The 13,256-nt window shown below is 54.4% G+C and carries 11 protein-coding genes and 1 riboswitch; all 11 genes read left to right on the top strand.

Going from position 1 to position 13,256, the window contains the following annotated elements; all coding sequences use genetic code 11:
• Positions 1-2 precede the first annotated feature (2 nt).
• Entirely contained in the window at positions 3-1,883 is a 1,881-nt protein-coding gene (locus H6A34_RS07390; RefSeq protein WP_205104540.1) for a phosphoethanolamine transferase, read from the top strand.
• Between the two features lie 142 nt (positions 1,884-2,025).
• Positions 2,026-3,090, top strand: a complete 1,065-nt coding sequence (locus tag H6A34_RS07385; protein WP_205104538.1) for an acyltransferase family protein — start codon at positions 2,026-2,028, stop codon at positions 3,088-3,090.
• Positions 3,087-4,094 carry an acyltransferase family protein gene (locus tag H6A34_RS07380; protein WP_205104536.1) on the top strand — a complete coding sequence of 336 codons (1,008 nt, stop codon included), beginning with the start codon at positions 3,087-3,089 and terminating at the stop codon, positions 4,092-4,094. Before H6A34_RS07385 ends, H6A34_RS07380 begins: the two co-directional genes overlap by 4 nt.
• A 160-nt stretch (positions 4,095-4,254) precedes the next feature.
• On the top strand, positions 4,255-5,139 hold the full coding sequence (locus H6A34_RS07375; RefSeq protein ID WP_205104534.1) for a decaprenyl-phosphate phosphoribosyltransferase: 885 nt from the start codon (positions 4,255-4,257) through the stop codon (positions 5,137-5,139).
• Positions 5,140-5,194: 55 nt separating this feature from the next.
• A complete protein-coding gene (locus H6A34_RS07370; protein ID WP_205104533.1) occupies positions 5,195-5,809 on the top strand; it encodes an HAD family hydrolase in 615 nt (204 codons plus the stop codon).
• 42 nt (positions 5,810-5,851) lie between these two features.
• Complete coding sequence (locus tag H6A34_RS07365; protein ID WP_205104531.1) at positions 5,852-7,285, top strand: DUF6080 domain-containing protein; 1,434 nt, start codon at positions 5,852-5,854, stop codon at positions 7,283-7,285.
• An 86-nt stretch (positions 7,286-7,371) separates the two neighbouring features.
• The gene (locus tag H6A34_RS07360) at positions 7,372-8,343 is read left to right on the top strand and encodes a glycosyltransferase family 2 protein (RefSeq protein WP_205104529.1); all 972 of its coding nucleotides are present in this window, start codon (positions 7,372-7,374) and stop codon (positions 8,341-8,343) included.
• Between the two features lie 247 nt (positions 8,344-8,590).
• Positions 8,591-9,685 carry a glycosyltransferase gene (locus H6A34_RS07355; RefSeq protein WP_205104527.1) on the top strand — a complete coding sequence of 365 codons (1,095 nt, stop codon included), beginning with the start codon at positions 8,591-8,593 and terminating at the stop codon, positions 9,683-9,685.
• Between the two features lie 37 nt (positions 9,686-9,722).
• Positions 9,723-10,643 (top strand): hypothetical protein, encoded by a 921-nt coding sequence (locus H6A34_RS07350; protein WP_239480799.1) that lies wholly within the window; start codon positions 9,723-9,725, stop codon positions 10,641-10,643.
• Between the two features lie 99 nt (positions 10,644-10,742).
• A riboswitch (cobalamin riboswitch) is annotated at positions 10,743-10,946 on the top strand.
• Between the two features lie 42 nt (positions 10,947-10,988).
• On the top strand, positions 10,989-12,500 hold the full coding sequence (accC, locus tag H6A34_RS07345; protein ID WP_205104526.1) for an acetyl-CoA carboxylase biotin carboxylase subunit: 1,512 nt from the start codon (positions 10,989-10,991) through the stop codon (positions 12,498-12,500).
• A gap of 196 nt (positions 12,501-12,696) precedes the next feature.
• Positions 12,697-13,212, top strand: a complete 516-nt coding sequence (locus H6A34_RS07340) for an acyl-CoA carboxylase biotin carboxyl carrier protein subunit (protein WP_205104524.1) — start codon at positions 12,697-12,699, stop codon at positions 13,210-13,212.
• Positions 13,213-13,256: the final 44 nt, after the last annotated feature.

Here is a 13,256-nt window from a genome sequence, read left to right as displayed (position 1 = left end):
AGATGAAATTTTTGAACATTATAAGGCAAATGTTCACCGGCGTGCTCAAGCCGCTGAAAGACAACGGGGCATTCCTCGTATTCATGTATATACTTGGACTTGTTACCGTCTATGCCGTAGTGCCCGACAAGCGCGGCTACCATGCCTACAGGCTGGCGCCGCAAGAGCTGTTCGTTGACGTATGCCTGCTGTGCATGCTGTTATGGCTCTTTCCGCGGAAAATCAGCGTATGGCTGAAACGCGCAATGTACTTCGCGGCATACCTCGTGGCCATCGTTGACGTGTACTGCTTCGTTAAATTCGACACAACCATAACGCCCACAATGCTCCTGCTCGTAGGCGAGACCAACGGCGACGAAGCCTCAGAGTTCCTGAAATCATACCTATCGGCCGACATCATCTTCAGCCGTCTCGGCCGTGTGCTGCTCGTACTGGCCGCCCACGTGGCATGGACGGTGATATACAGCCAGACAAACAGGCGCATAGAAAAGATGAAGGGGCGGCAGAACGGCCAGCCGACAGGCCGCCTGGACATCGCGGCGATGCAAATCCGGTCGTCAATAAGCAGGGTGGCCGGCTCCCGTGCGTACTGTTACGCCAAGCCATGGCTCGGCGTAGCGCTCACCGTGGCGTTCGTATGGTGCGCCGTCGTGGGCTATGCCAACAAGGCAGCGTTCGCACGGCTTATGTCATACGACAACATCGGCGAGGTGGAACACGAACTAACACGCAAGGACTGCACCGTGATGTACCATCCCGTCTACCGCCTTACGTTCAGCATTTACGCCAACGAGCTGGCGGCAAAGCAGGTCAACAAGCTCGTCGACAACATCGACAAGGCCCGCGTGGACAGCTGTTCTTTCCGCAGCAGCAACATCGTGCTCATTATCGGCGAAAGCTACAACCGCCACCATTCAAGCCTGTACGGCTACGACAAGCCTACAACGCCGAGACAGGAGGCCCGCGCCGAGAAAGGCAGACTGGTGCCTTTTACCGACGTTGTGTCGCCATGGAACCTCACGAGTTTCGTATTCAAGTACCTCTTCTCGCTCTACACCGTGGGCGACAAGGGCGAATGGTGCGACTACCCGCTGTTTCCTGAACTGTTCCGCAAGGCCGGATACCACGTGACATTCCTCACCAACCAGTTCCTTCCGCAAGCAAAAGAAGCCGTTTACGACTTCAGCGGAGGCTTCTTCCTCAACAACCCGCAACTGAGCAAGGCTATGTTCGACACACGCAACAAGAGCCTTTTCCACTTCGACGAGAGCATGCTCGACCAATACGACCGCCTAAAGAAGGAAAACAAGGAGAACAACCTTATCATATTCCACCTCAAGGGACAGCATGTCGACTACCGTACACGCTTCCCGAAAGGCCGCCGCTACTTCAATCCCGACGACTACGAGCGCCCTGACCTGAAACAGCGCGAACTGAGAATTCTCGCCGACTATGACAACGCCGTACTCTACAACGACTCTATCGTAGACCAGATAATAAAACGCTTTGAGGACGACGAGGCCATTGTAATCTACGTGCCTGACCACGGCGAGGAATGTTACGGGCCGGGAGTGCACTTCTACGGACGAATGCACTCTACCGAAATAACCGCCCGCCTGGCGCGCGAAGAGTTTGACATTCCCTTCTGGATATGGTGCTCGCACGACTACATGGTCAACCATCCCGACCTTTACGCCGACATAATAAAGGCCCGCGACCGGCGCTACATGACCGACGCGCTGCCCCATCTGCTGCTATATCTCGCCGGAATAAGCTCTCCCGACTACCGCGACGACCTAAACATACTGAGCCCGGAGTATAACGAGGCACGTCCGAGAATACTGAAAGGTACTACGGATTATGACAAACTGGATTTTGAATGACAAGGAGTAATGAAGTTATGGAGTTAAGGAGTTAAGACAAATGTTCCGCTGACAGAATGCACACGCAGCCAAAATGAACAACAAGACATTTGTCTTAACTCCTTAACTCCATAACTCCTTAACTCCTAAAAAATAATAACAAATGAACAAACAACTTCTTTCCATTGCCGAATCAAAGGCCCTGCGTGGCATAGCCATACTCGGCATAATGCTTCACAACTACTGCCACTTCCTACGTTTCGCGGTCAAGGAAAACGAATATACCTTCAATCCGGGCAAGCCGATGCAGCTGCTCGACAGGCTGATGGCGCCCGACCAGTATCTCTTCGTACACATATTGTCGTTCTTCGGGCATTACGGCGTGCCGGTATTCCTGTTCATCAGCGGCTTCGGCCTCGTATGCAAATACGAGCAGAAGACGCCCCAAAGAGTTCCCGCCGCGCCATTCATCGGCTACCATTACGCCAAGCTGTTGCGACTGATGTTCCTTGGCTACATAGCATTTGCCGTAGTAAGCTACCTGCATCCGCACGGATACCACGGCTACGACGTAGGACGTGTAGTGGCGCAGCTGCTGATGTACATCAATATCCTGCCCAATCCTGACCACATTATCAAGCCCGGCCCCTACTGGTTCTTCGGGCTCATGCTCCAGCTATATATCGTTTACCGCCTCATAATATACCGCCGCCCCACGGCTAACGTGCTCATACTCATCGCAGTATGCTGGCTGGCGCAGGCTGTTTTCACGCCGGCCAACGACCCGGGCGGGGCTATCCTTAACCGCATACGCTACAACTTCATAGGCGGAATGCTGCCCTTCGGCGCCGGAGTGCTATACGCCCGTCATGGCCGTTGCCTCAATACGTGGGCTTACATGGCGATAGCCATAGTGTCGGCAATAGCCGTCTTTGCGGGCAGCTTTGCCTTCCAGGCCTGGCTGTGGGTACCGCTGTTCATCGTGACGGGCGCCGTTGCTACGATAAAGTTGATTCCGGAGAAAGCGCTCGGGCCATGTGTATGGTTCGGAGCAATATCCTCCGCCCTGTTCGTCGTGCATCCGATAACGCGCGAAATAATCATAGGGATGTCACACAGGGGGCAAGTCTACACAGGACTGATTGTTTACATTGCCGCATCCATCCTGCTGGCATGGATTTTCAAGCTGGCATTCCGCTATATACCGAAACCAAGACTACGCACATGAAACGACCTATCGAACTGGCAGACATAAGCCGCTACCGCGGCGAACTGATGGGATTGGCAATGATTTTCGTCATGCTTTTCCACGTATGGCTACCCAAAAGCAATCCCATGTACGGCCTCGTGCGCTGCGGCAACGTGGGAGTTGACATATTCCTGTTCCTCAGCGGCATCGGGCTATGGTACTCTTGGACCAAGAATCCGTCGCTAAAGCACTTCTTCAAGCGCCGCTATGCCCGCGTGTACCCTGCCTGGCTGGTCATGGCGTGCCTGTTCTACATCCCCAATTACATCAACTGTCCGGACGGGGGATACAGCCCTGACATACCCAACCTGATAGCGAACATCCTCGTTGGCTGGAGCTTCTGGCGTATCGACGACCTTACGTTCTGGTTCGTTCCGTCAATAATGCTGCTCTATACCTTCGCTCCCGCCTACATGAACCTTATACAGCGCCACCCCTCGTACCGTTGGTTGCCGGCACTGGCAATGGTGCTCGCCGTCATGGTACAGTACTACCCGCCCGTACACGGCGCCGTAGGACATCTCGAAATATTCTTCAGCCGTATCCCGATATTCCTCCTGGGAATAAACTGCGGCACGCTTGTCAAGGAGAAGCGCACCGTTGAAGGCACGTCGATATGGCTCATGGCGCTGGCTTTCGTGATGAGCCTGGCGATGTGCGTAGAGTTCGAGGAGTCGTGGCGGGGACGTTTCCCGCTGTTTCTCGAGCGCATGGTATACATTCCGCTGACCGTGTCGGGCGTCCTGCTAATGTCACAAATGCTGCGCCACACGCCGCAGGCTGTCAAACGGGCGCTGGCCTTCGTTGGCACAATCAGTCTCGAGATATACCTCATACACATACAGTTTGTCCTGAAGTACATCACTCCCTACAAGCTCGGCTACTGCCTTACGGCCCTGACAATGATAGCCGTGTCGCTCGTGCTGGCATGGATTCTGCACAAGATAGTGGCTCTTGTCGAAGCCAAAGCCAGGATAGGCTGACGGCACACGCCGGCCCGCCGCTTTGCGAAAGACGGCATATCGGCCTGCAAAAGACCGTCTTTCATGCCGCAAAAGGCCACCTTTTGAAGGCTAAAAGGCGGCATATCGGAAAGTGGCTGACTACCAACGAATTAGCGATTTGCATATAAAGACCAAGAAAATGAACAATATCTTACGGCTCATACGCCCTAACCAATGGCTGAAAAACGTGTTCGTGTTCATCCCGATGTTCTTCGGGGGCAGCCTGCTTGACCCCGGAGACATACGCGCCTCGTTGCTTACGTTCTTCGCGTTCAGCTTCATTGCCTCGTCGGTGTACTGCTTTAACGACATCAACGACGTCGAGGCCGACCGCCGCCACCCAGTAAAGTGCAAGCGGCCGCTGGCCTCAGGAGCCATATCCATAGGCAAGGCATGGGCGCTTATGGCTATCATGCTCGCGCTGTCGGTAGGCGTTACGGCCTTGCTTGACAGCCCCGACCACATGCTAAAGGTAGGCGGCATATTGCTGTTCTATTACGTGATGAACATCTGCTACTGCACAAAGCTGAAGCAATACGCCATCGTAGACGTATGCATCATTGCCTTCGGCTTCGTGCTAAGGGTGCTTGCCGGCAGCTTTGCCACCGACATAATACCGAGTAAATGGCTCGTCCTGATGACATTCCTGCTCACGCTTTTCCTGTCGCTGGCCAAGCGCCGCGACGACGTGATACGCATGAACGAGACGGGAGAGCCGCCCCGCAAGAACACCATCCGCTACAACCTCACGTTCATCAACCAGGCCATCACCGTAACGGCCTCGGTCACTTTGGTGTGCTACATCATGTACACGGTGTCGCCGGAAGTAACCCAGCGGTTAGGCTCCGACATGCTCTACCTTACCTCTGTGTTCGTACTGCTCGGGCTGTTGAGGTACATGCAGATAACAGTAGTCGACAAGAAGAGCGGCGACCCTACCAAAACGATGCTACAAGACAGGTTCACCCAACTTGTCGTAATAGCCTGGGCGCTTACCTTCCTCGCGCTCATCTACATAAAATAGGGCGGCAGGTTGGAACCGTAAGATGAAACGGCAAAAGATAAAAAAGAAGAACAATATGACCGACACGACAAAATATCCGTTAGGAAAAATCTACGCCTTCGACTTCGACGGCACGCTGACATATCGCGACTCGCTGCTCGAATTCATACGTTTCGCGAAGGGAACAAAGGAGTTCGCGCTGTGCTTCCTGCGCTTCTCACCACTACTTGTATTGATGAAGATGGGGCTATACCCGAACTGGAAAGCCAAGCAGAAGGTCTTTTCATACTGTTTCAAGGGCATGCCGACGGCCGACTTCAACGCTACATGCGCACGATTCGCCAAGGAAAGGCCGCACCTGCTGCGCCCAAAGGGCATAAAAAAACTGCGCGAAGTACTGGCAGAGGGCGGTAAGGCGATAATCATAAGCGCAAGCATAAACAACTGGGTAGAACCGTTTTTTGCGGGAATGCCCGAGGTTTTCGTAGTCGGGACCATGATAGAGGAACGCGACGGAGCGCTCACGGGACGGTTTCTCACCAAGAACTGCTACGGCAAGGAGAAGGTGACACGCCTGCTCCAGCTCTATCCCGAGCGTACGCAATACTGGCTGACGGCCTACGGCGACAGCCGCGGCGACACCGAACTGCTCGACTTCGCCAATGAAGGCTACTACAAACCGTTCAGGTAAAACCTCATTAACCACCTTAACTTCCACAAAAAAGCACATCCTATGAAATACCTGCGCATGTTCAAAGTCAAGCGCGACGAATGGTTGGCATCAGCCTTAATGCTGCTCACTACCATCTGCCTTCACGCCCTCGTGATAGCCCGCAACTACGACTTGTTCACCCAGACCAACCGAGGGCACTGGAACGTGTTTATCAACAATTTCACAATATCAGGCTTTGACCCCATCACCTACTCCATGGTGACATACTGGGAGGCCAACTACAACGTCTACCGCCACCCGCTGTTGTCGTTCATGGTATGGCCGTTGTCACAGCTGGACAAGTGGCTTACCGACCTGACCGGCCTCAACCTGGTGCAGTTTATCGTGGCCGTACCGCTCCTGTTGTGCGCCTTTTACGCCTATATATTCACCTACCGCACGTTCAGGGACGTCATACGGCTGCGCCGGTTCGACTCGGCCGTGCTCGCGCAAATGCTTTTCACCTTCGCGTACGTCATGGTAGCCACGGTGGTTCCCGACCATTTCTGCGTCTCGATGTTCCTTCTGGTATTCACTATCTACATTGCCGGCATGAAGATACAGTCCGGCCGGCAGTTCAAGATATGGCAGACGGTGCTGCTGTTTTTTGTCACCGCCGGCGTAACTCTTAGCAACGGAATAAAGACTTACATATATTCGCTCTTCACTAACGGGCGCAAGTTCTTCAGACTCAAGTATTTCCTGTTTGCCGTTTTGTTGCCAGCCGCATTAATCTGGGGCTTCGCCCGCTGGGAATACCGCACCTTCGTGCTGCCCAAGGAACTTGCACGCAACGAGGCGGCAGCCAAGAAACGCGCCGAGAACACACGCAAGATGTACGAGGCATTCAAGGATACTACGTCAATAAAAGGCAGCGAGGAGATACGCAAGGCGTTCAACGCAGGGCTGCAACGCCGGGCTGAGGAGAAGCAGAGGAACGACAGCAAAAGGGCATGGAACAAGCATACGGGCAAGCCCATGGGCAAAGGCGAGTTCATGAACTGGACCGACGGCACAACGTCGCGCGCCGAGACGGCCGTTGAAAACCTATTCGGCGAGTCAATACAGCTGCACCCCGACTACCTGCTTCAGGACACACTGCGCAGCCGCCCCGTGATAGTGCGCTACCGATGGGCCGCCAACTACGTTGTAGAGGGACTGCTCGTGCTGCTGTTCGCTGTCGGGATATGGTACGGACGGCGCTCACGCTTCCTGTGGATGGCGCTGTGCGGCTTCGCGTTCGACATGGCACTGCACCTCGGACTGGGCTTCGGCATTAACGAAGTGTACATCATGGGAGCCCACTGGCTGTTCGTTATTCCATTCGCAATCGGCTTCCTGCTCAAGGGCGCAAGGGACAGCAAGGCCGAGCCATGGCTGCGCGCGGCACTTGTGTTGCTGACCGCATGGCTGATGGGATATAACATGACGCTGTTTATCGGTTACCTCGTGTAACCGCCGTACCTGCCCCGCAAGACAACGACACAAGGCTGACCGGCGCGCCGGCCGGCCACACCAACAATACCAAAAAGCGGAAAACGATGAAAGTCTCGATACTCGTACCAGTATATAACGTCGAAAGATACATAGCGCGCTGCGCCGAGTCACTGTTCAACCAGACGCACAATGACATTGAATACCTGTTCGTCGACGACTGCACGCCCGACCGTTCTATTGACGTGCTGCGCTCCGTTGTCGGGCGTTACCCCCGGCGCAAAGGCCAAGTAAGGATATTACGCAACGCCGCCAATAGCGGGATAGGCGCCGTAAGGCAACGGCTGATAGACGAGAGTACGGGCGAATGCGTGACATTTGTCGACAGCGACGACTACCTGCCGCCGCGCGCCGTCGAGCTGCTTTGCGCCGAAATGGAGCACTCGGGCGCCGACATGGTGGACGGAGCGTGGCAACGTGTAACCCAGGACGGCGTCTCGCCGGCAATACTTCCTTACCAGGGACATGACACAAGGCGCTACCTCGGCCTCATGCTCTGCCAGAACATCGTGTCGAACCGCATGTGGGGGCGCCTTTACCGGCGCCGCCTATTCACAGGCAACGGCATAAGGCTGACGCCGGGAATCGACTATGCCGAGGATTATTCGGTAATGTCGCGCGTGCTGTTCTATGCCTCACGCTCGTTCATCAACGACCCGGTATACTTCTACAGCGACGAAAACGCCGCCTCATACACCCATACCACGTCGACACGCCACGTCCGCTCATACCTGCGTTCGTGCCGTGTGGTGCTCGACTTCTACACCAAGAACGACACCGAGGGTCGTTATCTCACTCCACTGCAACTCGGAATGGCCAACGCCATACGCAACGTCCGCCGCATCGGCTTCAGCCTTGAAGAGGCCGACAGCCTGCTCGGATACACCCCACACGGCCCCCTTTTCCGCCTGGTGGCCGCCATGCTGCGTGGCCGCTGCCCCTACCGGCTGGCCGAGGCGCTGTACCTTGCGGCAAGAAAAATGTTCATCGGTAACGAGAAAGGAGACAATAAGCAATAAGCCCTGCGGCTGGCTGTAAATGACTTTAATCACACTTGTTTTACGAAAGGCGGCCTTTCACGTTCCGAAAGGCCGCCTTTTGTCGTGTAAAAAGCCGTCTTTCGCATGCCAAAATACGGCCTTTCGCACAGCCGGCGGCAACAGGGACGCTTACAGCAGGCCGTCCGCCGTTGTTAAAACATGCTATAATGGGCGCGCAGGGGTTGTCCGTTAGCGATATTATTGCTAACTTTGCGGACAATAAAGGATGAAAAAAGTATTCCACATAATATCGCATTTCGACGTAGGCGGAGCGGAGCGCGTGGCGGTGAACATAGCACGGTCGCGCACGGAAGGCTACGAGTATCACGTCGTCGAGCTGGTAAGGGCGCACTCGGCGTACACGCGCGTGTTCGTCAAGGAGCTCGAGGAGGCCGGCATAAGGTACCACCGCGCCGTGCTGCCGGAGGTGCATTTCCACTACGTCGTCGAGCGGCTGGCAGCCATGACGTTCCCCCTGCGGTTCCTTCCGCTGTTCCTGAAGCACCGCCCGGCGGTAGTTCATACGCACACCGAAATGCCCGACCTGGCCGTATGGTGGTTCTTCACGCTGTTTCCTAACCTGCTCAAGGGCTGCAAAATCATCCGCACAATACACAACACGCAGCTGTGGACCGGCTTGAAGCGCACTGGGCGCCGAGTCGAACGGCTGTTCATGAGGCTCAATGCCAACGTAGCCATATCGCGTTCCGTACTTGACTGCTACCGTAAGGAGTACGGCCGCACGGCCCCTATCATATACAACGGAGTGGCCGAGACGGCGCAACGCCCGTTCAACGGCATAGTAAGGGGCAAGACAAACATACTCTTTGCCGGAAGGCTGGAGCCCCAGAAGGGCGTGGCCAAGCTCATCGAGACCGTCAAGAGGGTAAAGGCCGACGGGCGGCTGCACTTCCACGTAATCGGCGACGGCAGCCTTCGCGCCGACGTTGAGCGCGAGCTCGGGCCGCTGGAATGCGTCACGATTTACCCGCCACAGTACGACCTGGCGGCATACCTGGCGTCGTTCGACTACCTGTTCATGCCGTCAGAGTTTGAGGGCCTCAGCATAATGTCCATCGAGGCAAGCCTCGCGGCACTGCCAGTGATAGCCAACAGCTGCCCCGGACTGCGCGACACCCTGCCCGACGACTGGCCCCTGTGCGTAAGAAACAACGACACTGACCAGTACGTGAGCCTGCTCAACTATGTCACCGCGCATAACGACAGGCGCCGGCTGGGCGCAAAGGCACAGGCCTTCGCACGCATGAACTTCGGCATCCGACGTATGCAGCAAGCCTACGAGGCCCTATATTCATATTAAAACAAGGTAAAAAGAGAAGCAGCAAAAACACAAGACCATGCCTTCAATAATACGAAGAATAGCAACAAAAGCCTGTGACACCGTGATGAAAGCCATACAAAGGTATGACCTCACGCCGTGGGAGCATGCCCCGGAAACCGGCAGGCCGATATACGGAGTTTACCATGTATTCTGCGACAAGGGCTGGCGCGAACTTGTAAACGACCAGATAAGCCGCCTGAAAGCAAGCGGACTCTACGGCGCCACCACACGACTTTATGTCAGTTGCATAGTGAACGACGACGGCGAAGCTGACGAACTGCGCCGCATCATAGGCATGGATGACAAGACCGAGCTGATTTCCGTAACGACAGACGCCATGAAATTCGAGTATCCCGCACTTGAGTTCATCCGCGCCAAAAGCGCCACGGAAGACTGCCTGTTCTATTACTTCCACACTAAAGGCATATCGTATTACGCCGGCGAGAAGACAGACAGCCACTTCTTACGGCTGCGCCGCAACATCGACGCATGGCGCCACATGATGGAATACTTCCTTTTCTATAAATGGAATGTGGCCGTAAACGTACTGAATGAAGGTTACGACACGTATGGCTGCTACCGTCTGCCGCCATACCCGAAGAAGTATTACCTATATGCGGGCAACTTCTGGTGGACCCGCTCCGAATACGTACGCAAGCTGCCGGCGTTTCCCGAAAAGCGCATAGCCACCGACCGCTTCATCGCCGAAGAATGGCTCTACAAGGCAGAGCCCAAGGATTTCTCGGCCTTCGACTCCATGGCCGACCTATATTTTGTGTACATGGACGAGGCATTGTACGCGTCAAGACGCCTGCCCGCAGGCAAGTGGCTGAGGTTCGTGATACACTTCAACTGGGTAAAGACCCGCAAACACCTCTTCCATTTTGACTATAAATCGAAGCGGCAACTACGCTTCCAGGCCCTAAAACAAGGCTGAACACTACTTAAATACACGGCCTGACACACTCCGGCGGACAACGGAGCGGACACGTTTTTAAACTTTTTCACAAAATGTTATGCCGTGTATGAAAAAAATATTACCTTTGCACCGAATTGGTTTCAGGAGCCGTTTTTTGCGTTCCGAATTAAAAGGGAATCGGGTGAGAACCCCGAACAGTCCCGCTGCTGTGATGCTCCGTTAGCTTTCTGAAGTACAAGCCACTGGCCATTCTTCGTTTCCGGCCGGGAAGGTTTCAGGAAGAGGGCGAGTCAGAAGACCTGCCGTTCATCGAAGTTCGTTCCTGCTCGTGGGATAGGGGAACGCATACGAAAAAGAAAGAAAATGATAAAAAAGGTATTAATCGCCAATCGTGGCGAAATCGCCGTGCGGGTAATGCGCTCGTGCCGCGAAATGGGATTGCGTACAGTGGCCGTATTTTCCGAGGCCGACCGTGCCTCAAGACACGTCATGTACGCCGACGAGGCCTATTGCATAGGCCCTGCCGAGTCACGCGAGAGTTATCTTAACATCGACAAAATCATCAATGTGGCGCTACAGTGCAAGGCCGACGCGGTGCATCCGGGATACGGATTCCTGTCGGAAAACGCCGAGTTCGTGCGCCGCTGCGAGGCCGCCGGACTGGTATTCATTGGCCCGAGAGCCGAGACTATGGAGGCAATGGGCGACAAGATATCGGCCCGCAAGCGCATGATAGGAGCCGGAGTGCCCGTCGTTCCGGGTACTACCGAACCGCTGAAAAACGCCGACGAGGCCCTCAGGATATGCAACGAGATAGGCTATCCCGTAATGCTTAAGGCCTCGATGGGCGGCGGTGGCAAGGGAATGCGCCTCATCCACAGCGCCGAAGAGGTGAAAGAAGCCTATGACGCGGCACGTTCGGAGTCGATGTCGTCGTTCGGCGACGATACCGTTTACCTCGAGAAATTTGTCGAGGAGCCGCACCACATCGAGTTTCAGATACTTGGCGACGAGTACGGTAACGTGGTACACTTGTATGACCGCGAATGTTCCGTACAGCGCAGAAACCAGAAAATAGTAGAGGAAAGTCCGTCACCATTCCTCACGCCGGAACTCCGCCGCGAGATGGGAGCCAAGGCCGTGGCTGCCGCCAAGGCCGTAAACTATCGTGGAGCGGGCACCATCGAGTTTCTCGTTGACAAATACCGCAACTTCTATTTCCTTGAAATGAACACCCGTTTGCAGGTTGAGCACCCTATCACCGAAGAGGTTTTGGGCGTAGACTTGGTAAAGGAGCAGTTGCGTGTGGCCAATGGCGAGAAGCTGCGTTTCCGTCAGGAAGACCTCTTCCAGCGCGGACATGCTATTGAATGCCGTATCTGCGCCGAAGACACCGAGAACGGATTTATCCCCTGCCCCGGCGTGATTCGCCAGCTGACAGAGCCTAACGGCATCGGCGTTCGTATCGACAGCTACGTGTACGAGGGTTATGAGATACCTCTTTATTATGACCCTATGATAGGAAAGCTCATCGTATGGGCCACCACACGCCAGTTCGCGATAGAGCGTATGCGCCGAGTGCTCTACGAATTCAAGATTACCGGACTGAAGACTAACCTGAGCTACCTGCGCCGAATAATGTATGCGCCGGCCTTCGTAAAGGGCGAATACGACACGTCTTTCCTCGAGAAATACTCCCGTTCGCTGCAACGCACCAACGGAGACAACGAGGAAATAGAGAACATGGCGCTCATCGCGGCCTACGTCGACTATCTGTTCAACCTTGAGGAGAACAGCCCCGTGCGCGTGGCCGACGCCCGCCCGATAAGCCGCTGGCGTGAGTTCGGACTGCAAAAGGGAGTGTTGAGGATATAAAAAATCGGACAAGTTGTATACAGGAGTTAAGGAGTTATGTAGTAAAGGAGTTAAGACAAATGACTTGCAGCTTAAAACTATTTATTCGGCTTATTAGGCCAATTTGTCTTATTTTCATTCAACAAGGCATTTGTCTTAACTCCTTTACTACATAACTCCTTAACGCCAAACAAACAACTCTCAAACATTAAATTATATGGAGATGCACATCGGCGACCGCGTTGCTGACGTAACGCTGGTCAATAAGGACGGAAACAAAGTGGAACTGACCATCGACGGCAAGCCCATCGAGGTCGACATTGTGATGGCGGAGAACGGAAGTTGCTCCATTCTGCACAACGGCAACTCTTACAACGCCGAACTGATACGCGGCGAGGGAGGCAAGAATTATGACGTGAACATGTTTTACCGCTCATACCACGTTGACGTAGTTGACACACAGGCTAAGTATCTGCGCATGCGCAAGAACAACGACGAACGCCAGTCTGACAAGATTGTAGCGCCCATGCCGGGTAAAGTTGTAAGCATACCGGTAAGCGTTGGCGACAAGCTTAACGCCGGCGACATTGCCATTGTGCTTGAGGCAATGAAGATGCAGAGCAACTACAAGGTAACGTCTGACTGCACGGTAAAGAACATTCTCGTTGCAGAGGGCGACGCGGTACAGGACAACCAGACGCTGATTGAGCTGGAGTTAAGTAATAATGAGTAGTTAAACCAAGGAGTTAAGGAGTTATGTAGTAAAGGAGTTAAGAC

It is taken from the genome of Marseilla massiliensis (assembly GCF_016899855.1).
GTDB lineage: Bacteria > Bacteroidota > Bacteroidia > Bacteroidales > Bacteroidaceae > Prevotella.
This window is presented reverse-complemented; position numbering and strand designations above follow the sequence as displayed.